The sequence below is a fragment of the Rhodanobacter ginsengiterrae genome (assembly GCF_050026815.1).
Classification (GTDB): Bacteria; Pseudomonadota; Gammaproteobacteria; order Xanthomonadales; family Rhodanobacteraceae; genus Rhodanobacter; species Rhodanobacter ginsengiterrae.
Window position 1 is genome coordinate 82,391 of the sequence record NZ_JALBWO010000049.1, and the last position, 25,724, is coordinate 108,114.

The following is a 25,724-nucleotide window of genomic DNA, read 5'->3' on the forward strand; positions in this document are numbered from 1 at the left end:
CCGCAAGCGAATGGTGGATCGGCAAAGTGTGGCACGCGAGCCCCGGAGCCACTGCGCGGAACGAGGCGACGGCCCCGCTAGTTTGCCATTGATGCGGGCAAGTATGGACGCCGCCCGGTAGACGGGTTCATTGAAGGTTGATGTCGCGAGGCATGGCGCAGCGTCCGTGCAGCATCTGGAGAGAAGATGGAAATGGCAAGTCTGTCCCTGCCGCTCCGCTTGTGGGCACGCAGGGACGTGTTCTGGGAACTTACCCGGCGCGACGTGGAGGCGCGTTACAGCGGATCCTTCCTGGGACTGCTCTGGTCGTTCATCAATCCGTTGCTGATGCTGGCGGTCTATACGCTGGCATTCCGCGTCTTTCTCGGCATGCGCTGGCCCGGTATGAAATCCGGCGTCGATTTCTCGCTGATGATTTTCTGCGGCATGATCATCCACTCGCTGCTGGCGGAATGCCTGATGCGGGCGCCCTCGGTGATCGTCTCGCAGAGCAATCTGGTGAAGAGGGTGGTGTTCCCGCTGTCGATCCTGCCTTGCGTGATGGTCGCTTCGTCGCTGTTCAATGCCGCGCTGAGCCTGCTGGTCCTGCTGCTGTTCGTGCTTATTTCGCAACACACGATCCATCCCGTGGTGCTTTTTCTGCCGCTGGTCTATGCGCCGTACGTCCTGCTGCTTTGCGGGGCGAGCTGGCTGATGGCCTCGCTGGGCGTGTTCATCCGCGATGTTGCGCAGATCGCCGGCGTGCTTTCGGCGATGCTGATGTTCCTCAGTCCGGTCTTCTACCCCGCGTCGAACCTGCATGAGCCCTATCGCGATTGGATCGCCTTCAATCCGCTGACCCTGATGATCGAGCAGACACGCCAGATCGTGCTGTTCGGACAGCCACCCGACTGGTCCGCGCTGGGTGTCTACACCCTGGTGGCGCTAGCCGTGCTGTTGTTCGGCTACGCCTGGTTCCAGCGCACGCGGGATGGCTTCGCCGATGTCCTCTGACGTTTCCGCGCCGAAGGCCGCAGCCGATGTGGCAATCGAGGTGCATGCGCTGGGCAAGTGCTATCAGCTCTTTGACAAGCCGGTGCATCGGATGTGGCAGAGCCTGCTTGGCGGCAGTCGACGCTTCTACCGCGAATTCTGGGCCCTGCGTGAGGTGGACTTCGAGGTTCATCGTGGAGAGACCCTGGGCATTGTGGGTCGCAACGGTGCCGGCAAGTCCACCTTGTTGCAGTTGATCGCCGGGACGCTCAAGCCGACTGAGGGCAGTGCCAGAATCCATGGCCGGGTGGCGGCATTGCTCGAACTGGGCAGTGGCTTCAACCCCGATTTCACCGGTCGTCAGAACGTCTATCTCAACGCCTCGATTCTCGGTCTGAGTCGCGATGAGATCGATGCGCGCATCGAGGACATTCTGACGTATGCCGAGATCGGCGAGTTCGTCGACCAGCCGGTACGCAGCTATTCGACCGGCATGGTCATGCGACTGGCCTTCGCGGTGGTGACCCATGTCGATGCTGACATCCTCATCATCGATGAGGCGCTAGCCGTGGGCGACGCGTTCTTCATGCAGAAGTGCATGCGCTTCCTGCGCGAATTCCGCAAACGCGGCACCATGCTGTTCGTCAGCCACGATGGCGCCTCCGTCGTCAGCCTGTGCGACCGTGCGATCTGGCTGGAGCAGGGCCAGGTGCAACGCATCGGCGATGCCCGCACGGTCATGGATGCCTACCTGGAGGCGTCCATGATCGAACGCCAGGGAGGCGCGGGCGCGCGACGCGGCAGCACTCCGACGGCGGTGCGCAGCAGTCCCGCCCGCCTGGTCGATCCGCGACAGGAGCTGATGGACCGGACCGTCCTGCGCAACGACCTGCACATTTTTCCGTTCCAGCCTGACGCGGCGGGTTTCGGCGAATGCAAGGCACAGATCATCGACGTCGCGTTCTGCAACGACGCGGGCCACGCGCTGGCTGTGGTCATGGCTGGCGAGTGTGTCCGCGTGGAGGTCGAGCTGCGGGCCGATGCCGCGCTGGATAACGTGATCGTGGGCTTCTACGTCAAGGATCGACGAGGACAGTTGCTGTTCGGCGACAACACCGTGCTGTGTCACGACGGCGATTTTTCCGTGGCAGGAGGACAATTCTTCCGTGCCAGCTTCCGCTTCGTCATGCCACGTCTGTTGAACGGCGATTACTTCATCACCGCCGGTCTGGCCGAGGGCACCCAGGAGCAACATGTCATCCAGCACTGGCTCCACGAAGCATTGCACTTCACCGCCACCGGCGGCACGCTGTCGGCGGGAATGATCGGCATTCCCATGCTCGAGGTGAAGCTGGAACAGGTGGCCCATGAGTCCTGAATTCCAACTCGAAGGCCATCCGCTGGTGCTGACCCGGCCGCGCGCGGTGCCACCTTACGGCTGGGTCGGCCACATACCTTTTGCCTACCTGGCAGTCGACCTGCTGCGACCGCGCCGACTGGTCGAGCTGGGCACGCATTCGGGCAACTCCTACCTGGCCTTTTGCCAGGCAGTTCGCATGCTCGACCTTGCCTGCGCCTGCACGGCTGTCGATGCATGGCAGGGTGACGCGCACTCGCTCCACTACGGCGAGCAGGTTTACCAGGCGCTGCGGGCACGGCATGATCCGCGCTACGGCGAATTTTCGCGGCTGCTGCGCGCGGATTTCGACACGGCGGTCGGTCAGTTCGATGATGGCAGCATCGACCTGCTGCACATCGATGGGCTGCACACCTACGAGGCGGTGCGCCACGATTTCGAAACCTGGCTGCCCAAGTTGAGCGGACGTGCGGTGGTGTTGCTACACGATACCGAAGTGCGCGAGCGCGGTTTCGGGGTTGGCCGCTTCTTCGACGAGCTGGCGGCGCGCCATCCCTGCTTCGCCTTTCGACACAGCCATGGTCTGGGCGTGGTCGCCGTGGGTAACCAGGTGCCCGAGCCGTTCATGGCCTTCATGCGCAAGGCGACGCAGGCGCCCGCGCAGATGCGGGACTTCTTCGCCGCGCTGGCTGGCAATCTGGTCGACAGTGACGATCGCCCGGTGGCCGATGTGCTGGTCGGCAAGCCGCCGCTGACCTGCCATCTCTTTCATCGCCGCCACGATCAGAGCTACGACGAGAGCCGCATGCTGTCCGTCGAGGCCGACCCCGTGGACGGCGTGCTCGACCTGCAGTTCCGGCTGCCTGCCGGTACGGCGCCCGACTACCTCCGGATCGATCCGGCGGACCTTCCGGGTGTCTACGGTCTGAGCCGGATCGCCTTGCGTCAGGGGAATGAGGGGGACTGGCGCGAACTCGACCGATTGGTCGAGCGACTGGGCCATGTGCACGGTGACCTGCTCCCAGTCACCGGCAGGCACGCCGTTCGACTGGCCTGCTTCGACAACGACCCACACCTCGAAGTCAGCCTTGCCGGTGCTCTCGTGGAGGCGGCGGGGTCATGCCTGGAGGTCTCGGTGCGGGTCGAGTACGAGGTGGTAATCGACGACCCCGCGCTGCAGGACTTGCTGGCGCGGCAGGGTCAGGCGCTGCAGGAGCTGGTGGCGGTGTCGCGCGAACGCATCGGCGCGCACAACCTCGCGCGCGAGTTCGGATTGCAACGGCAGGCGCAAGGCGAGCAGGCGCAGGCACTCGCCGCGCAGCGGCTGGAATTGCAGAACATGGCGCTCGGTTTCGTTCATCAGCGTGAGCAACTGCAGGCTCTGGCTGCCACGCTTGCGCAACAGCAGGCCGTGCTGGAGCAGCAACAGACCCTGCTGGCAGCGACGGCGGCGCAGGGTGAGGGATTGCAGCAATTGTCGGCTTCCGGACTGGCCCGTCTGCAACATGTCGACGAGCAGGGCGCCCTGCTGCGCGAGGAGCTGCAGCTGCTGCGGCGCAACGTCGACTTGCTGGTCGGTCGGGGGTGGCGCGAGCGTCTGCGTCGCTGGTTCGGACGGTCTCCATGAGTAGCGCCGCCGACATGCGACGATCCGCGCTGAGGCGATGGAGCGGTCTGCGACAAATGCTGGGCCGCTGGCGGCGTGCCTACGGCGGCGTGATCGAACTGCAGCCCGCCGACCAGCTCACGGCGCTTGCCGGGGCGCCAGGAATGTGGCGAGCCGACGGCAACGATCCCAAGTTCCATTGCGACCTCGGCGGTCGAGTACTGCGGGCCGGCTGGTATCGGCTGTCGATCGAGCTGGAGGATATCGAAGCAGGCATGCTGGAGCCGGTGCTGTACTTCGACCATGGCAACGGCATGCACGAGGCTTGGTCGCTGCATCTGAACTTCGTGCGGCCGGGTGCCACGGCTCATGAAGGTGTCGTGCTGCTCACACAAGACGTGCATGGCCTGCGATTCGATCCCACGAGCGCCCCTTGCACCTTCCGCCTGGGCAGATTCGTGCTGTCACGCATCGGCCGTCCCGGCGCAACCTGGCGCATGTGGCGCCAGGTTGCGCGCACCCGGGCCTCCCTCGGAGCCAGCCAGCAGGTTCTGCGGCGGGAGGCGTGGGCAAAACTGCGCTCCAGCGGTGGACTGCACGCGTTCGGCAGCTGGCTGCATGGCCAGTACACCAGGCGAAACAGCTACGCTCCGACGTATGAGCGCTGGCTGCGTCTTTACGAGCCAGCGCTGCCTGTCCGGGCGGCGACGATCGGCGAGCACCTCGTATCGATCCTGCTGCCTGTCTACAACACACCGGAACGCTGGCTGCGCCGCTGTCTCGACAGTGTGCTGGCGCAGTCCTGCGGGCAGTGGGAATTGTGCGTCGCCGACGATGCATCGATCGAACCGCATGTGCGGACGGTCCTCGAGGAATACGCCGGGCGCGAGCCCCGAATGAGCCTCTGTCTTCGTGAGCACAACGGGCATATTTCGGCGGCGTCCAACAGCGCGCTGGCGATGGCGCGCGGCGATTTCGTGGCCTTGCTCGATCACGATGACGAGCTACATCCGCACGCCGTTGCCCACATCGTCGAGTCGCTGCGCGAACATCCGCAGTGGCAGTTGATCTATACCGATGAAGACAAGATCGATGCCGAGGGGCGCCGTTACGATCCGTATTTCAAGCCGGACTGGGACCCCGACCTGTTGTGCGGACAAAACTGCATCAGTCACCTGGGCATCTATTCACGTGCTCTGGTAGTTGCACTGGGTGGATTCCGGCAGGGGCTGGAAGGCAGCCAGGATTGGGACCTGGCCCTGCGCTGCAGCGAACATCTGCAAGCGAATCAGATCGGCCATATTCCCGCGGTGCTCTATCACTGGCGCGCCGTGGCGGGCTCCACGGCGCTTGCGGCGGACCAAAAGGGCTATGCCCACCATGCCGGATTGCGCGCCTTGCGCGAGCACTTCGCGCGCCGCAACGAGGCTGCGGAAGTCTGCGAGATTGACGGTCTTCCGGGCCTGTTCCGTGTGCGTCATCCGCTGGCCGCGCCGCTGCCGCGGATCAGCATCGTCATACCCACGCGCGACCGCGTCGACCTCCTGCGCCGATGCGTGGAATCGATCGTCGATCGCAGCACCTATCCCGACTACGAGATCGTCGTCGTCGACAACCAGTCGTCGGAGCCGGACTCGCTGACCTACCTCGCGGCACTGGCCGAGCGGCCGCGGGTGCGGGTCCTGAGGTACGACCAGCCGTTCAATTATTCGGCGATCAACAATCAGGCCGTCCTCGAATGCTCCAGCGAGCTGATCTGCCTGCTCAACAACGACATCGAAGTGATCTCGCCGGGCTGGCTGGAAGAGTTGGCCAGCCATGCCATGCGCCCGCAAGTCGGGGCGGTGGGTGCGATGCTCTATTACCCCAACGAAACGATCCAGCACGCGGGCGTGATGACTGGCGTGCACGGTGTGGCCGCCCACCCGTATTGCGGCATGCCGCGAGGCCATGCCGGTCAGATGGCGCGGGCACGACTGGTCCAGCAGATGAGCGCGGTGACGGCCGCCTGCCTGATGGTCCGGCGTGCGGCATACCAGCAGGTCGAGGGTCTCGATCCTTCATTGCAGGTCGCCTTCAACGACGTGGATTTCTGCCTGCGCCTGCGTCAGCAGGGCTACCGGAATGTATGGACGCCGTTTGCCGAGCTCTATCACCATGAGTCGGCATCGCGCGGTCATGAAGACACGCCGGAAAAGCGTCGTCGGTTTTCCCGCGAGGTGAGCTTCATGAAGCATCGCTGGGGTAGCCAGTTGGAGCGCGATCCTGCCTACAACCCCAATCTGACCTTGTCGGGCGAGCCGTTCACGCTGGCGTTTCCACCACGGGAGTGGCGCCAGGACGCGGTGCGTTCGATGGTCGCTGACTTTGATTCGCTTGTGCCGAGCCCGCCGGCACGGCTGGGGGTTCATTGATGTCCGCGGCGCAGGACCTGCATGCAGGCACCGGCGGGAAGATATTGTGCCTGGGTCACAGTCACCTGTCCTGCGTGGCAAGGGCCGCCGAAGCCGGTGGCACGGATCTGCAGGTGCTGAATTTCTGGGAGATGCCTGGCGCTCTCGTGCGCCGAGGCGACGCGACCGTGTTCTCGCCCGCGCTGGAGCAACGGTTGCGCGCGCACGACGGTGCCATGTTCTCGCTGATCGGTGGTGCCGTGCACGGTGTGGTCGGCATGCTGGTGCATCCGCGGCGATTCGACTTCGTGCTGCCGTGGGAGCCGGATCTGCCGCTGGATTCGCTGGCCGAGGTGCTGCCTGCGCTGGCCGTGCGCGGCATGATGGAAGCGTTGATGGAAGAATATCTGGCACTGATGGCGCAGCTGCGGCGCCTGCATGATGGCCCGTTGTTCCATCTGGAGTCGCCGCCGCCTTGCGCTGACGCCAAGCGCATGGATGCCGACATTCCGTGGGACCTCTATCCGGGCATGTGCCGGGAGATTTCTCCGGCGGCGACGCGCTACAAGCTCTGGCGCATGCATTCGCACATCGTCCAGGACTGGTGTGCGGCGGCCGGGGTGACTTTCGTGGCGTGTCCGGTGGCGTCGATGGATGCGGATGGCTTTCTGCTCGACCGGTACTACGGCGATGGCGCGCACGCCAGCGATCGTTACGGCGAACTGGTGCTGGCGCAGATGAGGGAGCTGGCATGAGTCACCCCTATCGCGACATCCCCGACGATCAGCGCTGGAGCCGGGCAATGGCCGGACGCTCCGTCGAGGATATCGATCCGGTGGCGCCGCCGCCCTTCCGGATTGGTGCGGACAGCCGCATTGTCACGGCGGGGAGCTGCTTTGCCCAGCACGTGGCGCGTCACCTGCGCGAACGCGGACATGCCTTTTTCGAGACCGAGCCGGCGCACCCGCTGCTGCCGCCGGCGGTGGCCAAGGCATTCAACTACGGCGTGTACAGCGCGCGCTATGGAAACATCTACACCGCGCGCCAGCTGTTGCAACTGTGGCGACGCGCCACCGGCACGTTCGTGCCATTGGATGATCGCTGGGACCAGGACGGCGCCTGCTTCGATCCGTTCCGCCCGACCATCCAACCCGAGGGCTTCAGCTCGCCGCGGGAGTACGCGGAAGACCGTCGCCAGCACTTCGCGGCCGTGCGCAAGGCGTTTTTGGAGATGGATGTATTCGTTTTCACGCTGGGTCTGACCGAATGCTGGGCTTCGCGTGAGGACGGTGCGGTCTATCCGTTGTGCCCCGGTGTCGCGGCCGGTCGTTTCGATGCGGGGAGGCATCGGTTTCTCAATCTGACGGTGGACGAGGTGGTGTCCGATCTGCGCGCTTTCGTCGGGGAGTTGAGTACAGTCAATCCACGCATGAAGGTGATCCTTACCGTGTCGCCGGTGCCATTGGCCGCGACGGCGGAGCCACGCCATGTGCTTGCCGCCAATGCGTACTCCAAGTCCGTTTTGCGCGTAGCGGCCGAACAGCTGCGGCAGTTGCCCGGCGTGTATTACTTTCCTGCCTTCGAGATCGTTGGCGCCGCCGGAGACGAAGGTTTTGCGGCGGACCGGCGTTCGGTTCTGGAGCCGATGGTGGAGCGGGTGATGACGCTGTTCTTCCGGCACGTGTTCGATTCACCCGAAGCGCCGGCGCCAGCTCCGGCAGACGATGACTTCCTGCGGCGCAGTCAGGCCGTAATTGATACGCTGTGCGATGAGCAGCAACTGGATCCCGCCGTGCGCGGCGGCGACATGCGCAACGGAGCAGAATGATGGTCGAATCGCAGCACCAGCACGAGGTGCTGGCCCACGCGCAGGAGCTGATGCAACACGGGAACCATGTGGAGGCCATCGCCTATCTGCGCCGGGCCTGCCTTGAGCAGCCGCTCGGCGAGTACCAGAGGCTGTTGGCGCAATGTCGTTATCTCGCGTATCTCGCCCAGCCGCCGGTGTCTGCAGTGAAGGCGGCGTGGCCGCCGGAGGTGAACGATGTGTTCGCCGATGTCGAGGGTGTGCCGGAGATTGCCGCCGATCGGCTCGATTCGCTGACCTTGGCCGCGGGCATTCGCCATCATGGAGCCCTGCTTGTGCGCGGTTTGCTGCACGATTCGCAGGCAGCCCGCCTGGTTGCCGGCATCGATGAGGCTTTGCGGGCCTGCGAGGCCTGGCGCCGGGACGACGGCCAGGCGATCGATCCCGGCTGGTATTCCCGTCTGCCATTGGTCGAGGGCTGTGCCCTGGCGGAAGGCAGGGATTTCGGCGAAAGCATCGGCGGTGTCTGGGCGGCCGATTCACCGCGCATGCTGTATGAGCTGACCGAAATGTACGAGGCCAACGGCGTGTCCGACACTATCGCCGGTTACTTCGGCGAGCGGCCCATGTTGTCGGTGGGCAAATCGACCCTGCGCCGCGTGCCGGCAAGCCAGGGCGTGGCCGACTGGCATCAGGACGGGTCATTCATGGGCAGCGAAATACGCAGCGTGAACGTGTGGTTGAGTCTGTCTCATTGTGGTGAGGATGCGTCGGGCCTGGAGTTCCTGCCGCGACGCGTGCCTGCCGTATTGCCTACCGGCAGCCATGGCGCGAACTTCTACTGGACGGTGGGGCCGGGCATGGTCGAGCAGACGGCGGCCGGCGTGGCTACGGTCAGTCCGGTGTTTGCCCCTGGCGATGCGCTGCTGTTCGACCACTTCTTCCTGCATCGCACCGGTGTGCCACCGCGGATCAGCAAGCCGCGTTACGCGATCGAGTCGTGGTTCTTCGCTCCTTCGGCGTACCCCGAAAAGCAGGTGCCGCTGTGGCTGTGAGGTGCCGGCTCAATCCCGCGGGGTGATGTTGACGCGCTGTTCCAGTTGAGAGATGTGGCGGCGTTGCGTCTCGATGACGGCGCGCGCGCGCTCCAGTGCCTCGGTGCGACGCGTCAAGCAGGTCTCGGTCGAGGTCAGGATGGCGCGCAGGTGCATGCCGTCCGCCTCCAGCGCCAGACAGGCATCGAGCATGGCGTCCGCGGTGAAAAAGCTGTCGATCAGGGACTGCAATTCCTGGGTCATCCGGGCGGCCGGTACCAGGATGCCAAGGCCGTTGAAAAAGGGCAGCTTGCGGAAGATGAATTCGGTGCCGCTGCTGGCGATGTAATCCTCGATCGCAGTGAGGACGCCGTTGCGCGGGCCGCCTTCGTGCAGCGCATTGGCCAGCACGCCATTCATGCCGTGCTCGACCAGTTCGGCCACCCCGGGCAACATGCCGCGATAACCGTAGGGATGCTTCTGCCATGCGTCCAGATCATCCGGGTTGTAGTACATGTCGCGTCGTGCATACGGCCACGCCACGTCATGCGAGAAGACGATCGGAGGCGGCAGGCCGAGCTGTTCGGCGCGTGCGTGCAGCAGGTTCAGTTCGCTGTGCACGGTGGCCCAGTTGTGGTCACCGTCGATCAGGGCGATGTCCGGGGTATCCAGCTGCGGAATGGCGGCCAGGCTTTTCAGTGGCAGGTAGCGGTACTCGGCGGCACTGAAATCGGCCAGCACCTCATGCAGGCCGGGCTGCGGCGCCGGGTCGATGATGTCGGCATGGGCAGCGTGCTCGCGACAGTACTGCAGGATATTTCGGGTATTCCAGCCGCGGTCCGCGCCGATCTCCATGATCCGGCGTGGCTGTGCGGTTTCGATCATCGGCTTGAGGTAGCGGTGCCAGAAGCGGTTCATTGCGGGTTCCCGGGAAGCGGCGGGGCGGAGGCCGTGGCGTCCGCCGTGAAGGTGTCCAGCGTGGCGTCGTATTGGGCGGCGGTGAGAGAGCCACCCACCTTGCGCAGATAACCTCCGGGACAGGTGCTGATCAGTTGCCGCGTCCAGCCCCGATCGCTCACGAAGGTCGAGTCGCCGCGGGTGAATTCGCGGATTGTCTGCACGTGCTGGTGGCTTGAATAGCCCAGCCAAGGCTGCCCGAAAAGCGTTCCCGTGCAGATCAGGTAGGAGCGGTGGGAGACCAGGCGCGCATAGGCCTGCAGCGACGCCACCGAAAACGCCTCCGCCGATCCGGCCGCGTGCAGCACCAGCACGGTCTCGGCGCTGCCCAGCCAGTGGCGAACGGCGGCCTGAATGGCTGGATCGAGCGGAAGGCCGCGCAGTGACGTGACCCGGCCCGATGCGGCGGTGCAGGCTTGTGCATCGACATGCAAGACACGCGACGCCGGCAGGTCGGCGGCCAGCAGGACGTCGTCGATGAAGCCGACCAGGCCGGTCGTCACACCCACCGCGACGATCGCGTCGGGTCGGACCTGCTGGATGATTTCCTGCAGGCTGATGAGATCTGCCGGCGCCACGCCCACCGGCTGACCCAGCCAGCGCACATCATTGTGCAGGCCGCATTCGGCATAAACCGATTGCAGGTGGGTTTGCGCGCCCTCGTCGAAGTGCAGCGCCAACTGTCCCGGGCGGATCTGATCGGTGATGCCAAGACGCAACGGCAACAGGCTGCGCTGACGCACGCCAGTGGCAAACTCCGAGCGCAATCGCCCGCGGAAACTCAGCTGCGAGCGCTCGACCCAGAGATAGTCTTCGCCGCGCAGCGCACGGTAGGCGTTGGCGTAGCCGCGCACGCGCAAGTCCTTCTCGATATCGTCCACGTTGGTGGTGGTGCCGCCGTGGAACTGATGGAAGCTGGCCTCGCCAATGAGGCAAACCAGCGCGCCTTCGGATGCTTCGCTGGCACGTCGCCACAGGTCAAGATTGGCGAAGCCGCCACCGGCCTGGTCGAATGCCTCGTCGAAGCCGCCGAGGCGGTCGTAGAGTGCGGTGGGCAGCATCAGGCAGTTGCTTTCGCTGAGTCCGTCGAACCAGGGTTCGGGGCTTTCGCCGATCGGCGCGCCAATGCGGAACAGCTCATAACCGTTGGCCGGCCAGCGGATCCGGTCGAACAGCACGTCCTCCTGCTCACGGGTATAACCGCTCATGGCCAGCCAGCGCTGATCCCCCCCCACGAACCAGTGGCGCAGGGCAACCACGGCATCGGGATCCTGCCGCCACGCCAGCCGCGCCTCCTCGAATACGCCCGGGGTGAGCAAGTGGGCTCCATCGATCATCACGGCAAGGTACTTGCCGCGCGCCAGCCGTGCCGCCTCGTTCAACGCCGCGCAGGGCGAGGAAGCCTGTTGGCGTGGCCGGATCAGGCGAAACTGCGGGCCGAAGGACGTGATCCAGTCCTCCTCCAGCGGAGGCGAGGAGCCGTTGTCGACGCACAGCACTTCATAGCTGAAATCGCCCGCACCCAGCTGATAGTCGCTGCGCAACGAGGTCAGCGTACGTTCGGCTTCGCGCCGCATGTTGTAGAAGTTGACGATCACCGACAGCGTCACCGGTTCGGCCACGGGCTCGCGCGCCAGCGCCGCCGGCCAGCGCGAGCGCTCCCGCGAGGAGAGGCTTGCCCGCGCGATGCGCACAACGAACGGCGCCTGCAGCAAGGTCTCGCCGGTATCGGCCAGACGCAGATCGAGCCGGTGCAGATGGTCGTCGCACAGCGTGTCGGGAAGTGCCACCTCGAAGCCGCAGCAGCCATCGCCGTGCTGCAGTTCGGCAACGTCGGCCCGCCACTGGTTGGCGGTGAAGCGCAACAGCTCGCGACCGCCTTCATGGAGTGCAAGCATCGGCGAGCTGCCGTTGCCATCGCGCCGGCGAACCCAGCCGCGGATCAGTCGCGGGCCACATTGATCGAGCGAACCCTGCCATTGGGCGGTACCGAGCGGCAGCGGCAGGATGTCGACAGCTGCGGGTGGCGCGGCGACACTCACCTGACTGACGACCAGCGGGCTGCCGGCCAGCGGGTGGATGCGCCCGTGGCCGATCGCGATCACCGCCAATTCGGTGCCGTCGTCGGGCAGCCAGTCCAGCGCAATGGCGAAGGCGCAATGGCCGTCCTTCTTGCCCGCAGCAGCAAGGTCTGCGCGGTACAGGTTCGCCAGCCCGCTACCGAGCAGGGTATCGCCGGCGCGGATCTCGATGGTCAGAGGCTCCGCCTGGTCGTCCATGCAGCGTGCCCAACCTCTTGCGACGTAGCCGGAGAAACCGTCCACGACCCCTTCCACTTCACGGACAGGTGGGGCGGGGGTCTGGCCATTCGTCATCATGAAGATCTCGCTGGGTCGGCAAATGGCCTTGGGAGCGCAGTCATACGGTCCATGCCGGAAAGCGTCAAAGATCGCGTTTCCCGGGGTGATGTGCAATACGCACGCGCATGCAACGCAATAGAAATCACGTTCCCATCCGTAAGCTTTGATGAATGGGCGATCCTGTCAAGGTTCGGCTGGGCGCCATGCGGCGAGTAAGATAGGCGCTTTGTCAGCACGCTCCTGTTCCCTGAATATCACGGATCACCATGAACAAACGCAGCAAGCACGCCACTCAAGGTCTGGGCACCCGCGCCATTCACGCCGGCCAGCACCCGGACCCCAGCACCGGCGCGATCATGACGCCGATCTACGCCACCTCGACCTACGTGCAGGAAAGTCCCGGCAAACACAAGGGTTACGAGTACTCGCGCACGCAGAACCCGACGCGCATGGCCTACGAGCGCTGCGTGGCCGATCTGGAAGGTGGCGTGGCCGGTTTCGCGTTCGCATCCGGGCTGGCGGCGGCGGCGACCGTGCTGGACCTGCTCGACTCGGGCAGTCACGTGATCGCGATGGATGACCTCTACGGCGGTACCTACCGGCTGTTCGAGAAAGTGCGCCGGCGTTCGGCTGGACTGGACTTCAGCTTCATCGACCTCAATGACGCTGCGGCGATGAAGGCCGCGCTGAAGCCGAACACCAAGATGATCTGGGCAGAAACGCCGACCAATCCGATGCTTAAGCTGGTCGACCTGGCCAAGGTGGCCGCATTTGCGAAGAAGCACGGTTTGATCCTGGTGGTCGACAACACCTTCTGCTCGCCGATGATTCAGCGGCCGCTCGAATACGGCGCGGATCTGGTACTGCATTCGGCGACCAAATATCTCAATGGCCACTCGGACATGGTGGGCGGCATTGTGGTCGCCGGCCACAAGCAGCTGGCCGAACAGATGGGCTTTCTGCAGAATTCGGTGGGCGCGGTGGCCGGCCCGTTCGATGCCTTCCTCGCCATGCGCGGCCTCAAGACGCTGCACCTGCGCATGCAGGCGCATTGCGCCGGTGCGATGGAGCTGGCGAAGTGGCTGGAGAAGCATCCCGCGGTGGAGCGAGTGATCTACCCGGGCCTGAAGAGCCATCCGCAGCACGCCCTGGCCAAGCGCCAGATGCAGGGTTTCGGCGGCATCATCACGATCGAGGTGAAAGGCGGCCTGAAGAAGGCGCGCCGGATGCTTGAGCGTTGCGAACTGTTCGCCCTGGCCGAGTCGCTGGGCGGCGTCGAAAGCCTGATCGAGCATCCGGCGATCATGACCCATGCCTCGGTGCCGGCAGCCAACCGCAAGCGGCTTGGCATCAGCGATGGGCTGATCCGATTGTCGGTGGGCGTGGAGGATGTAAAGGACTTGAAGGCCGAGCTCGAGTTCGCCCTGGGCCAGGCTGCCTGATGAATCAGCTGCCACCGGAGCGCAGCCCCGTCTCCGAACTGACGGGCAATTGGGCACTGCTCAAGCGATTGGTAGTGCGCGACATCCGTGCGCGCTATCAGGGCTCGGCGTTCGGAACATTTTGGGCGCTGGGTACCCCGCTGTTGCTGCTGTTCGCCTACTGGTTCGTTCTGGGCATGATGCTTCAGGCGAAATGGGGCGGGACGCCATCCAAACTCTATCCCGTCGTGCTGTTCTCGGGATTGATCGTTCATCTGTTCTTCGCGGACGTCCTGGGGCGTTCACCCGGTTTGATCATCGAGCACGGAACCTATGTCAAGAAGGTCGTGTTTCCGCTGGCCACACTTCAATGGATGGTGCTGGCGACTGCAGCTTTTCACCTTCTGGTGAATATCCTGATCCTGCTGCTCGGCCAGCTCCTGATTGCGGGGCATATTCCGCCGACGTGGCCGCTGGTCTTCATTGTCCTGCTGCCGCTGCTGCCCATGCTGCTCGGCTTGTCGTGGTTTCTGTCGTCGATTGGCACTTTCCTGCGCGACGTGCAACAGGTTATTCCGCTGTTGCTGACCCTGATGATGTTCCTCAGTCCGATATTCTTCCCGATGGAGCTTGTGCCGGAGCGATATCGTTATCTGATGTACCTCAATCCCCTGACCCTCATCATCCTGCAGGTTCGCAAGGTGACGATCGAGGGAAGTCTTCCCGATTTTTTCGCGATCTTCGTCTATACCGTGTGTTCGACCATCGTGATGTACGCAGGCTACTGGTGGTTCTGCCGAACGCGAAAGGGCTTTGCCGATGTGCTCTGACCGTCCTGCCATAACCGTCTCGGGAATCTCCAAGAGCTATCTCCTTTTTGAAAAGCCGTCGCATCGGCTGTGGCAGATGGTCTTTCGCGGAAAGGTGCGCTTCTTCAACGAGCATGAGGTACTTCGCAATATCAGTTTCGAGGTGGCGCGGGGGCAGACAGTCGGGCTCGTGGGGCGCAATGGCGCAGGCAAGTCGACCCTGCTGAGCATCCTCTGCGGAACGCTGACGCCCACGTCAGGACATGTTGACGTGCAGGGCAAGGTAGCCGCACTGCTGGAGTTGGGAGCAGGGTTCAATCCGGAACTTACCGGGCGCGAGAACATCGACTTGTGCGCCCAGATCTATGGCCTGTCAGCAGACGAGGTGGAGTTGCGGCGTGAGTCGATCATCGAATTCGCCGACATCGGCGACTATATCGACCGACCGGTAAAGACCTACTCGAGCGGCATGTTCACCCGGCTGGGCTTTTCCGTGGTGGCACATGTGGACGCCGATATCCTGATCGTCGACGAGGCGTTGGCGGTCGGCGATGCCTATTTCGTGCAGAAGTGCATGCGCTACCTGCATCGCTTTCGTGACAACGGCGGCACTCTGGTGTTCGTCAGCCATGACATGGGTTCGGTCACAGCGCTCTGCGACCGGGTGATCTGGCTGAAGGACGGCGTGATCGCCATGGATGACACACCGAAAGCCGTTGCCGGAGCCTATCTGGCGGACCTCTACCGGGCCGCTCAGGGCAGCGTGGATTCGTGTCACGATGACATTTCCGTGGCCGAGGATCTTGCCGACGTTCACGATGACGACGATGGCATGGATCCGCGCGTGGAGCTGCTGAAGGATTCCAATCTGCGCAACGACATCGAAATATTCAAGTTCAGCCAGGGTCATGACTTCGGCACGGCAGGCGTCGTGTTCGAACACGCGGCGTTTGTCGACACAGCCGGGCGCAGGCTCGCATGGGTGGTAGGCGGGGAGCGCGTGAAGATCGCACTGCGACTGCGCGCACTCAGGTCGGCGCGTGCTCTGATCATCGGTTTTGTTGTCAAGGACAGGCAGGGTCAACCGCTGTTTGGCGACAACACGTTCCTTCGCTACATGCACGAACCACTCGCTGCCGGCAGTGGAGACCGAATTGATGCCTCATTCGAATTTCGCATGCCGATTCTTCCGGTGGGTGACTATGCGGTCAGCCTCGCAGTCGCCGACGGCACGCAGAAGGACCATGACATGCATCAATGGATACATGACGCCCTGATCATCAGCAGCCGATCAAGCAGCGTGTCCACCGGACTGATCGGCATCCCCATGCACGGCATCGAGGCCACCGTGATCCGGGGAGAGCCCTTGTGAACACGGCAACAGCACATCGATTGAACAGTTTCGATGCCGTGCGCATCGTTGCTGCCCTGGTGGTGATCTTCGGGCATGCACACCCGCTGTCGGCTCATCCCGATGATGTGATTGTGGGCAATGCCGTGCAGTCCGTGGCGGTGAAGATTTTCTTCATCGTCAGTGGCTTTCTTGTGGCCAGGAGCTGGGAGTCCGATCCCCACGTCTACCGTTACTTGTTGCGACGCTGCATGCGCCTGATTCCGGGTCTCGCGCTGGTGCTGGTGCTGACGATTGGCGTGCTCGGACCCGCGTTCACGACGCTTCCTCCGGGAGAGTATTTTGCGAACTCCGGTACCTGGCGTTATCTCGTCTACAACTTCTTCCTGTATCCGATCTACAGCTTGCCCGGTGTATTCGTTGACAACGTGTATCCCAACGCGGTCAATGGTTCGCTCTGGAGCCTGCCGGCCGAGTTCCTGATGTATCTGGTGCTGCCGGTTGTCTTCTTGACGACGATAGTTGACCGCAGCAGGTGGCTGTTGATTCTCGTCACCGTCGCGCTGGCGGTTTGTTCGCTGGTCTATCTGCGGGCGCCCTCGGATCATCAGCTCGTTTTCTGGGGCACCGGGTCCCGCTCCGTGGCAGACGTGGGTCCCTATTTTTTCATCGGGGCCCTGTACTCGCTGACGGTCATGAAGCGCTGGCTCAGCGCGCCCGTCTCGCTGCTGCTGCTGGGAGTGCTGGCGCTTTTCCAGACTCCGGATCCGACATTGCAACAGATCGGGTTGATGATCGTGCTGCCGTATGCGGTGCTGTCTTTCGCCGTACAACCGACCCCCGTGATTTGCAGGGCGGGTCGGTTTGGCGACCCGTCCTACGGCATCTATCTCTATGGCTTCCCGGTACAGCAGGCTTTGTTCCATTTGTGCGGCCCGACGATGGGACCACTGGACAATGCTCTCATCGCTTCGGTGATCGCACTGATGCTGGGCTACGCCTCCTGGCATCTACTGGAAAAGAGAGTGTTGGCATTCAAGCCCGCCAAAAGGTTGGCCGTCGCCAGCCCGACCCGCAAGGAAATATCCGAGTTATGAAAGACTGCATCTTGATCACCGGCGGCGCCGGCTTCATCGGTAGCGCGCTGTCGCACCTGATTGCTTCCTCCGACAGTTTGCCGATTGTCGCGATCGATTCCCTGCATCCGCAGGTACATGCCAGGGGTATCCGTCCTGCCGAACTCCATGAGGATGTTCGGCTGATCGTGGCGGATGTCTGTGAGCCCGAGACCTGGACAGCGTTTCTGGCGGAATGGCGGCCAAGCCTGGTTGTTCATCTGGCAGCCGAAACGGGGACGGGCCAGTCCCTGAGCGAAGCCAGCCGGCACACCCACGTCAACGTGACAGGCACGGCGCGCATGCTCGATGCCCTCGCTGCCGCGGGCCATGCGCCCCGGCGGTTCGTGCTGAGCAGCAGTCGTGCGGTCTATGGGGAAGGGGTATGGGTCCGTGAGGATGGCTCCACGATGTCTCCCGGACAGCGTTCGATGGCGATGCTGGAAGCGGGCCAGTGGGATTTCGCCGGAGCCGACGCGTTGCCCTTCGTGGCCGATGCCACGCCAGCCGCTCCAACCAGCATCTACGGCGCAACCAAGCTGGCGCAAGAGCACATCATTCGGTCTTGGGCGCTCAGCTTTGGCTCGGAGGTGGCCATCCTGCGCCTGCAGAACGTCTATGGCCCCGGTCAATCGCTGGACAATCCATATACCGGCATCGTCTCGCTTTTCTCGCGCCTTGCACGCGCGGGAAAGAGCATTCCTCTTTACGAGGATGGACTCATGCGGAGGGATTTCGTATTCATCTCCGATGTGGCTCGTGCATTGATCGCGGCCATGCGCAAGGAACTCGCCGATGGCCGAATCTACGATATCGGCTACGGACAGCCGACCACCATTGGCGATATCGCGGATCTGATAGCCGCGCACTACGGCGCGCCACCTCCGCATGTGTGCGGAAAGTACCGCAATGGCGACGTTCGTCACGCCGGGTGTGAGGTTGGCCGTGCCGCCGCGATCGGCTGGCAGCCCGAAGTCGCGCTGTCGGACGGGATTCGCCAGCTTTGCGACTGGATCGATCAGCAACTGGAGACACCATGATGGCACCTGCCGCAAAACTGCCATTCCTTGGGACGCTTCGTGTCCACTCGGTGTTGTATGGCAATGAAGCCAACCGGATCGACCAGGCGATAGAGCACCTGGAGCGTGCTGCAGACTTCGCCATCGCCGCTGGCGTGTTCAAGGAAGTCGCACTGGTCTACGGTGATTGTTCGCCCACGCCTGCCTTGAGCGAGACCGTGAAGGCGCATGCCCGCAGCGGAAGCGCACTGCACGAGGTGGACTATCGATACTTCGACGAGAATCTGGGATCGGCGCGCGGGCACAATCGCCTGCTTGAGGATCTAGCGGAAGACTACGTGCTGATCATGAATCCGGACATCATGATGGCACCGAATACACTGCTTGAACTGGCCAAGCCGTTTGCCAACACGAAGGTCGGCATGGTTGAGGCAAAGCAGATCCCCATCGAGCATCCCAAGGAGTATGTCGCCGGTACCGGCGAGACATGCTGGGCGGCTACGGCATGCACGTTGATCCCGGCACAAGTATTTGCCGAGATAGGTGGATTCGACTACCAGACGTTCTTTCTCTATTGCGACGACGTGGATTTTTCATGGCGGGTACGTCTGGCCGGACTGAAAGTGATCTATCAGGCCAGCGCCCTGGCGTTTCACGACAAGCGTCTTGGCGGGCAGGGAAAATGGGTCCCGGGCGGTGCCGAAAAGTATTACTCCGCCGAGGCCGCTCTGCTGCTTGCCTACAAATATCATCGCGATGACATCGTGAGGGATGTGCTGAAATATTTCCTGGGATCGGGTGAGGAAACCCTCCTCGCCGCAGCAGCAGAGTTCCAGGCCCGGCGCGAAGAAGGTCGGTTGCCCGAACAGATCGATCCGTCTCACAAGGTCGCCGTTTTCAAGGATGGCGCGTATTCCGCGCACAGGTTCGTGTTATGACGGAGCAATACGACAACGAGTATGTGGACGACAACGTCTATGGCCATGTGGTTGATCTGGCCTCTCGCTTCGGATTGAGGAAAGGTGGGGCATTCCTGGACTTTGGCTGCGGATATGGCCGCATGGCCGAAGTGCTGCGCGATCGATACGACGTGCGATATATCGGGCTGGACATCAATGAACCCGGACTGCTTTCTCTCAAGGCGCGTGGCTTCGACACCATGTTTCTGGATCTGCATGATCCGGACCAGGCATTGGCATTGATCGAGAAGGAAATTCCTGCGCAGGCATCGGTCAGCGCCCTGTGCATCATCGACACGCTTGAGCATCTGGCGGAGCCATTGAAGGCCTTGCTCATGCTTCGCAAGCTTGCACAGCAACACAACGTGCCGTTGATCGTCTCGGTGCCGAACGTGACCCATCGGGATATCGGGTTCAAGCTGGCCATGGGCATGTTCGACTACACCGAATCGGGGCTTCTCGACTATACCCACCTCCAGTATTTCTCCGAGCATCGACTCGAAGAAATGATGATGTCTGCAGGCTGGCATGAGGTGCACAAGAAAGACGTATTGATGACGAAGAGCGATCAATACTTTCCACAGACACATGCGGTGCTCAGCGAGGCTGCCCCGTTGCACCAGTTGCTGACGAATCTGCGTTCGGGAGCGAATGGCGCCGGCCTGATCAACCAATTCGTCCGGGCCTACCTCCCCGGGCCACGGGCCGGCGCTCGCGATTCCGTACCCTACCTGGAAAGACGCGAGGAGAAGCAGCCCTTCCTGACGGTGGTGACTCGCACGCAAGGCTCGCGCATAGACACCTTGCGGGAGGTTCTCCTCTGCCTGTCGGCGCAGACTTGCCAGGACTTCGAGGTCTGCGTGATCGGTCACGACCTCGATCTCGAAAGACAGTTGGCGGTGGAGCGCGTCATTGCGGATCTGCATGCATCGATGCGCGAAAGGGTGAGGCTGGTGCGGGTCGATGGAGGCACCCGGGCCACCCCCCTGAATACGGGATTCGACTACGCCCTGGGTCAATATGTTGCCGTGCTGGATGATGACGATCTTGTCTTTGGACACTGGGTAGAAACATTCCACGAGCTTGCGAAGAAGAACTGCGGGCAACTGCTAAGGCTTGTAGCGGTGGCCCAACACTGGGACAAGGTGGACATGCCCGATGGCGGTCTGGCTTCCCGCGCGGTGGGAGGCATGCAGGCCATTTATCCGGAACATTTCGATCTGGTGGCGCATCTCGTCGAGAACCGCAGCCCGCTTCATTCGCTCGCATTCCCACGTTCGCTCTTCAGCGATCTGAAGTTCCGCTTCGACAATGCACTTACCACCGCGGAAGACTGGGACTTCATCATCCGGGTTGCACCTGTGGCAGGCGTTGCGACGTCGACGAACGTCGGCTGCATCTATCGGCTCTGGAAGACCCAGGAGACCTCGTTCACCACGCACAGTGATCTGGAATGGCGTGCGAACTACTTCTACACACTGCGCAAGCTGGACAAGGTTCCACTGCTCATGCCTGCAGGTTCGGTAGTAAGAATCAACAACCTGTACCAAGAACTCAAACGCTTGCGAGGCGGAGAGGGCGATGCGAATAAGCCGCCGTCGGAAGGATTGGCACACGACTTCGGCCCTGACAGTGAATATGTCCAGCTGCTTCAATTGCGTTATCACGAGCTGGTGAATTCGGCCTCATGGCGACTTACCGGCCCGTTGCGCTGGTTCAAGCAGACTGTCCGCGGGCATCGGCGTGAGCCAAGCCCGAAAGTATGGCTGCTGACGGTGAAGGATCTCGAATACCTGATCAATGGCATTGAGGCCTCCAGCTCGTGGCGAATGACGCGTTGGCTGCGCAATTTGAGGCAGATTTTTCACTGACGCCTGAGCTTGACCGGCCCACAAACGTGGATGCCGGTCTGCGCCGGTGATACCTTGGGAAAAACTGGAAGGGCAGCCGCTACAGACGGTTGCCAATCAAGCCAAGGGGATTTGACTTGAAGAATGAGTGGCTGAGGCCCGTATGCGGCTTCGTGGTGGCATTGGTCGTGACAGCCGGCTGCTGCACCTGGATCGACCCCTATCTGGGCATCGGCTCTCCCCTGGTTGCGCAGGCACTCAATGCGGTTGTCCCTGTCCTGCTGTTCGCCGTGCTCTGGGGGCTGAGTGGCCGGCCACTGTTTTCGGCCTTTATCTCGCTTGTGGTTTTCGCGCTGTTTGCTCTGGTCGACCACGTCAAGTGGCGATTTCTGCACACGAACCTGGTGTTCGCGGACTTCAAGATCGTGTCGTCGCTGCTACTGGATCCGAAGCTCGTACTGGGCTTTGTCCACGTCAAGTTCTGGCAGGCCGTTCTGCTGCTGGTCTTCCTGCCGGCAGTCCTGGTGCTGTTGTATCGGGTCGGCTGGGCGCGTTGCCGCATTTGGTGGCTGCGTCTGCCGGTGCTGACCCTCGCGATGATGATGTTGTTGGTGTTGGTGACAGGTACGAGCACCAAGGTGAATCCGGCGATCGGCTGGGAGGTATATGTTCAGCCTTACGGAGCTCGCATTGCAGGAGTGATGGGCAATATTCTGCTTGGCTTGCGCTCCACCGACGACGTGAAAACCCCGGTGGATACGCGAGCAGTCGCCGCTTTCGGGCAGGCGCCCGAGACAGTTGCACGGCTCCAGCGGGTGCATGCCGATGCCAGCACCCGTTTGCTGCCGGACATCGTTGTGGTGCAGAGCGAGTCCCTGTTTGAGCCATCGCAACTCTGCGGGATGCAGGCCCGGCCATTTCTCGATCATGTCGATGGCGAAGGTGCGTCTTCTGGCGAACTTGATGTGCCCGTTTTTGGGGGGCGCACGCTTCAGACCGAATTTGAGGTGCTCAGTGGAGCACCAGTCAAATTCTTTCAGGGATCGATGTTTGCCTACTATGAATTGGTGAACCATCCAATCAATGCCTGGCCGCGACAGCTCAGTCGGCTTGGCTACCGCACCATCGTCATGCACCCCGGGTCGAGGGGCTTCTGGCGCAGGGGGCTGGTCATGCCGCTGCTGGGTTTCGACACGTTCGTGGACATTGATGCCTACCTGCCTGGCGATCAGGGCACGCACGGATTCGTCACCGACGATGCCCTGATGCAGTCGGTTGTTTCAGAATTGAATGCATCCCGTACCCCCGGTTTCGTTTTCGCCATCTCCATTGCAAACCATGGGCCATGGGGAGGAAGCAAGCCCGATCGCCCTGATGTTTTCAGCATGATTCCCGCGAAGTTGCGTGATCCGGCACGCGCCCAGCTTGCAGATTATCTGTCCAGATCCATCGACGCCGACCGCAGCTGGAAGCTGCTGACGGATGCGCTGTCAAAGCGCAAGCGGCCGACTATTGCCGTCATCTACGGAGATCATCTGCCTGGCTTGACGCCGATATACGACAAACTTTGTTTCAAGGATGGCAAGCCTCCAGAGAGCCATTTCCCGCCGCTGCAGGTCTGGGCCAACTTCCCGGTTCCAGCGCTGCCGCGACGGATACCCAGCTATCTGCTCGGTGGGTGGGTGGCCAAGGCCGCGCTTCTTGCAGGCGACGATGCGCTGAACAATCGCGAGGCGGCCTCGATGATTGCAACAGACCAGACCCTGCCCTCCGACCGGAAACAGACCCTGCTTGAGGACTATGCGGATGTCGCTGCGCGCAACATATACGCAGACGCAGGAAAGACAGAAAGTTCGAAGCTGAGGATCGCGAACGTCTCCGACAGCGCCAAGTATCTGATGCAATACATGGCGAAATCACCGGATGCCGAAACCGTGCACGTGGATGCCGCTGGCATCCTGCTGCTGAACGGAACTCAGAAGACCTCAGTAGTTGTCCTGCCGTTGGAAAAGCGTGTATCCAGACTGACCGCACGGCTCTACATGCAGGATCTGCCCGACGCGGCGAAGGCCAATCCGGCTCATGTCGTGGTCAGCGGTGACGGCATTACGCTGCTTGACACGCTTGTGGCGTCCTCATCAACGGAGGTCGATACGCTCGACGTTTCCGGAGTTAGCCAGCTGAGCATTGCGACATCAATGGACACCCCTGGCCAGAGGCTCATTCTGAGGGCGATCCAGATGCAGTGCGGCGAGATCGGTTGCGGGTTGAGCAACCTCGCCAAAGGACGGAGAACCAGGATCGGCGAGGCGCCCGGGGCGAACCTCGATTACGTGATGGCCCATGAGCGCGGTCGGCGGGATGGGCTGGTCTCCATTCATCGCATCGATGGCGATGCCCTGTTCATTCATTCCGCCGAAAAATCCTCGGCATGGCTGGAATTTGACGCATCGGATGTCGTGTCGATAACGCTCGATGCGAGAATCCAGCCGATGGATGCCGCCTGCAAGGCCATTCCTGATGCCGGAAAAATTGTATTCACCGTAAGTGCCGACGGCGTGCCGCTAAGGAAGTTGACGGTAACGCCGGACTCCGCCGAGCGGCTCAGTTTCCATCTGGATGATGTAAGCCGACTTCGTCTGGATGTGGAGAAGGACGGGAATAGCAGCTGTGACTGGTTCTATGTAAGCGTCCCTTCGATGGAGGTCGATAGGGAACCACGCTCGTGGTGGGAAAAATTCTGGCATTAGGCTCCAGCCCATCGCGGCTCACGGCCGATCCGACGCCGACCCTGTTGCCGGCGGATCGTGGTTTGCCGACGCAAGGCCTCCGCACCGGAGGCCTGATTCCGATTTCCGTCCGATCGACCATGCGGCAGGCGCAAGGGATGCCTGCCGCGGCACTTCAACCGAGCGCTGCTTGCAGCTCCGGAATGATCTTGAACAGATCACCCACCAGACCGAAATCGGCGATCTCGAAGATTGGCGCTTCGCCATCCTTGTTGATCGCCACGATGGTGCCGGCGTCCTTGATGCCGGTGAGATGCTGGATCGCACCGGAAATGCCGATCGCCATGTACAGCTCGGGGGCGATGATCTTGCCGGTCTGGCCGACCTGCAGGTCGCTGGGCACGTAGCCGGCGTCGACGGCGGCGCGCGAGGCGCCCACGGCCGCGCCGATCCTGTCGGCGAACTTGAAGATGATGTCGAAGTTTTCCTTCGAGCCGACGCCGCGACCGCCGGAGACGACCTTGCTGGCGCTCTGAAGGTCGGGTCGGTCACTGCTGCCCTGCTTCAGTTCGATGAAGCGGGTGTGCGTGGGCAGGCTGGCGTCGATGCCCAATGCCTCGACCGGTGCGCTGTTGACGCCGGTGGCGGCGGTCGGCCAGGAGGCCGAGCGGATCGTGGCCACGACGGTGTGGGCGGCGTCGGCTTCGACGGTGATGATCGCATTGCCGGCATAGATCGGACGCTTGAAGGTGTGCGCAGCCTCCACGCTCATCACGTCGCTGACCTGGGCCACGCCGAGCAGGGCGGCAACGCGCGGCGCCACGTCCTTGCCGAAGGTGGTGGAAGGCACGAACACGTGGCTGTAGCCGCCGGCCGCCTGGGCAATCTGCGGGGCCAGCACGGCGGCCAGCGGATGCGCATTCTCGGCGCGAGCGACGGTGAGTACACGGCTCACACCATCGATCTTAGACGCTTCCGCAGCGATCGCATCGACGTTGTCGGCGAGCACCAGCACGTCGATCGTCTCGCCCTTTACCGCGATGGCAGCGCTTACGGCGCGGGCGGTGGAAGAGTTCAGTTTGCCGCCGAGGTGCTCGGCAATGACGAGAATCTTGCTCATGGTTGTCTCCGAAGCTTTTTGCAGGAGCCCAGCTTGTGGGCGATGTTCCTGGGGTTGGCGAAAGGCATCGCCCACCGGGTGGGCTCCTGCAGGGGATGTGGGTTAAAGCAGACCTTTCTGCTTCAGGGCGGCAACCAGCTCGGCGGCATCCTTCACCATCACGCCCTTGCTGCGTTTGGCTGGTGCGGCATAGTGGGTGGTTTTGAGATGATCGTGCGCCTCGACGCCGAGCGAGCCGAACTCGATCGTGTCGATCGGCTTGGACTTCGCCTTCATGATGTCGGGCAGCTTGATGAAGCGCGGCTCGTTGAGGCGCAGGTCGGTGGTGATCACGACCGGAAGTTCCGCCTCGATCACTTCCAGGCCGGCGTCGACTTCGCGGGTCACCGTTGCCTTGCCGTCGGCGATTTCCACCTTGCTGGCAAAGGTGGCCTGCGGGCGATCCCACAGCGCGGCGAGCATCTGGCCGGTCTGGTTGGCGTCGTCGTCGATCGCCTGCTTGCCCAGGATCACCAGGCCCGGCTGCTCCCTTTCGATCAGCTTGAGGAAGACGCGGGCAGCGGTCAGCGGCTGCACGGCATCGACGGTGACCACGTGGATGGCGCGGTTCGCACCCATTGCCAGGCCATTGCGCAGGTGCGCCGTGAGGTCGGCCGGGCCGATGCCGACCACGATCACTTCTTCGGCGACGCCTTTCTCGCGCAGGCGCAGTGCCTCTTCCAGCGCGATGTCGTCGAACGGGTTGGCCGACAGCTTCACGCCATCGGTGACCACGCCGCTGCCGTCGGGTTTGACCTGGATACGCACGTTGTAGTCAACGACGCGCTTGTAGCCGACCAGAATCTTCATCTGCGATTTCCTTGCC

Annotated in this window: 19 protein-coding genes; 15 read left to right on the top strand and 4 right to left on the bottom strand. The window is 62.6% G+C overall.

Translation table 11 applies throughout. The features are described 5' to 3' along the window. Positions 1-192 precede the first annotated feature (192 nt). Genes ACQGNJ_RS06080 through ACQGNJ_RS06110 form a run of 7 tightly spaced genes read left to right on the top strand, consistent with a single transcriptional unit; the run spans position 193 to position 9,190 of the window. The gene (locus tag ACQGNJ_RS06080) at positions 193-993 is read left to right on the top strand and encodes an ABC transporter permease (protein ID WP_426688343.1); all 801 of its coding nucleotides are present in this window, start codon (positions 193-195) and stop codon (positions 991-993) included. Continuing rightward, a complete protein-coding gene (locus ACQGNJ_RS06085; RefSeq protein WP_426688344.1) occupies positions 983-2,350 on the top strand; it encodes an ABC transporter ATP-binding protein in 1,368 nt (455 codons plus the stop codon). The genes ACQGNJ_RS06080 and ACQGNJ_RS06085 overlap by 11 nt, the downstream gene beginning before the upstream one ends. After that, on the top strand, positions 2,340-3,956 hold the full coding sequence (locus tag ACQGNJ_RS06090) for a class I SAM-dependent methyltransferase (protein ID WP_426688345.1): 1,617 nt from the start codon (positions 2,340-2,342) through the stop codon (positions 3,954-3,956). Before ACQGNJ_RS06085 ends, ACQGNJ_RS06090 begins: the two co-directional genes overlap by 11 nt. After that, positions 3,953-6,349: a glycosyltransferase family 2 protein gene (locus tag ACQGNJ_RS06095; RefSeq protein ID WP_426688346.1), complete on the top strand. Its 2,397-nt coding sequence runs from the start codon at positions 3,953-3,955 to the stop codon at positions 6,347-6,349. The genes ACQGNJ_RS06090 and ACQGNJ_RS06095 overlap by 4 nt, the downstream gene beginning before the upstream one ends. Further along, on the top strand, positions 6,349-7,083 hold the full coding sequence (locus ACQGNJ_RS06100) for a hypothetical protein (RefSeq protein WP_426688347.1): 735 nt from the start codon (positions 6,349-6,351) through the stop codon (positions 7,081-7,083). Before ACQGNJ_RS06095 ends, ACQGNJ_RS06100 begins: the two co-directional genes overlap by 1 nt. A gap of 47 nt (positions 7,084-7,130) precedes the next feature. Next, the gene (locus ACQGNJ_RS06105; protein ID WP_426688348.1) at positions 7,131-8,156 is read left to right on the top strand and encodes a GSCFA domain-containing protein; all 1,026 of its coding nucleotides are present in this window, start codon (positions 7,131-7,133) and stop codon (positions 8,154-8,156) included. Continuing rightward, a complete protein-coding gene (locus tag ACQGNJ_RS06110) occupies positions 8,156-9,190 on the top strand; it encodes a phytanoyl-CoA dioxygenase family protein (RefSeq protein ID WP_426688349.1) in 1,035 nt (344 codons plus the stop codon). The genes ACQGNJ_RS06105 and ACQGNJ_RS06110 overlap by 1 nt, the downstream gene beginning before the upstream one ends. Before the next feature lie 9 nt (positions 9,191-9,199). On the opposite strand, the gene ACQGNJ_RS06115 is transcribed toward ACQGNJ_RS06110, so the two are convergent. After that, positions 9,200-10,087 (bottom strand): class I SAM-dependent methyltransferase, encoded by an 888-nt coding sequence (locus ACQGNJ_RS06115; protein WP_426688350.1) that lies wholly within the window; start codon positions 10,085-10,087, stop codon positions 9,200-9,202. Beyond that, positions 10,084-12,504, bottom strand: coding sequence for a CmcI family methyltransferase (locus ACQGNJ_RS06120; RefSeq protein ID WP_426688351.1), 2,421 nt, complete (start codon positions 12,502-12,504; stop codon positions 10,084-10,086). The genes ACQGNJ_RS06115 and ACQGNJ_RS06120 overlap by 4 nt, the downstream gene beginning before the upstream one ends. Before the next feature lie 248 nt (positions 12,505-12,752). Here ACQGNJ_RS06120 and ACQGNJ_RS06125 point away from each other — a divergent pair, with 248 nt between their 5' ends. The 8 genes from ACQGNJ_RS06125 (at position 12,753) to ACQGNJ_RS06160 (ending at position 23,760) form a co-directional block, all read left to right on the top strand. Then, a complete protein-coding gene (locus tag ACQGNJ_RS06125) occupies positions 12,753-13,928 on the top strand; it encodes a cystathionine gamma-synthase (RefSeq protein WP_426688352.1) in 1,176 nt (391 codons plus the stop codon). After that, the gene (locus tag ACQGNJ_RS06130; RefSeq protein ID WP_426688353.1) at positions 13,928-14,737 is read left to right on the top strand and encodes an ABC transporter permease; all 810 of its coding nucleotides are present in this window, start codon (positions 13,928-13,930) and stop codon (positions 14,735-14,737) included. The genes ACQGNJ_RS06125 and ACQGNJ_RS06130 overlap by 1 nt, the downstream gene beginning before the upstream one ends. Beyond that, positions 14,727-16,088 carry an ABC transporter ATP-binding protein gene (locus ACQGNJ_RS06135; RefSeq protein ID WP_426688354.1) on the top strand — a complete coding sequence of 454 codons (1,362 nt, stop codon included), beginning with the start codon at positions 14,727-14,729 and terminating at the stop codon, positions 16,086-16,088. The genes ACQGNJ_RS06130 and ACQGNJ_RS06135 overlap by 11 nt, the downstream gene beginning before the upstream one ends. Further along, positions 16,085-17,164: an acyltransferase family protein gene (locus ACQGNJ_RS06140; protein WP_426688355.1), complete on the top strand. Its 1,080-nt coding sequence runs from the start codon at positions 16,085-16,087 to the stop codon at positions 17,162-17,164. Before ACQGNJ_RS06135 ends, ACQGNJ_RS06140 begins: the two co-directional genes overlap by 4 nt. Beyond that, entirely contained in the window at positions 17,161-18,222 is a 1,062-nt protein-coding gene (locus ACQGNJ_RS06145; protein WP_426688356.1) for an NAD-dependent epimerase/dehydratase family protein, read from the top strand. Before ACQGNJ_RS06140 ends, ACQGNJ_RS06145 begins: the two co-directional genes overlap by 4 nt. Further along, positions 18,219-19,139, top strand: coding sequence for a glycosyltransferase family 2 protein (locus ACQGNJ_RS06150; protein WP_426688357.1), 921 nt, complete (start codon positions 18,219-18,221; stop codon positions 19,137-19,139). Before ACQGNJ_RS06145 ends, ACQGNJ_RS06150 begins: the two co-directional genes overlap by 4 nt. Continuing rightward, positions 19,136-21,031, top strand: a complete 1,896-nt coding sequence (locus ACQGNJ_RS06155; RefSeq protein ID WP_426688358.1) for a methyltransferase domain-containing protein — start codon at positions 19,136-19,138, stop codon at positions 21,029-21,031. The genes ACQGNJ_RS06150 and ACQGNJ_RS06155 overlap by 4 nt, the downstream gene beginning before the upstream one ends. Before the next feature lie 116 nt (positions 21,032-21,147). Beyond that, complete coding sequence (locus tag ACQGNJ_RS06160; protein WP_426688359.1) at positions 21,148-23,760, top strand: LTA synthase family protein; 2,613 nt, start codon at positions 21,148-21,150, stop codon at positions 23,758-23,760. Between the two features lie 154 nt (positions 23,761-23,914). Here ACQGNJ_RS06160 and ACQGNJ_RS06165 read toward each other — a convergent pair whose 3' ends face one another. Both ACQGNJ_RS06165 and ACQGNJ_RS06170 read right to left on the bottom strand, forming a co-directional pair. After that, positions 23,915-24,859, bottom strand: coding sequence for an electron transfer flavoprotein subunit alpha/FixB family protein (locus tag ACQGNJ_RS06165; protein WP_426688360.1), 945 nt, complete (start codon positions 24,857-24,859; stop codon positions 23,915-23,917). 102 nt (positions 24,860-24,961) lie between these two features. Then, entirely contained in the window at positions 24,962-25,708 is a 747-nt protein-coding gene (locus ACQGNJ_RS06170) for an electron transfer flavoprotein subunit beta/FixA family protein (protein ID WP_426688361.1), read from the bottom strand. Positions 25,709-25,724: the final 16 nt, after the last annotated feature.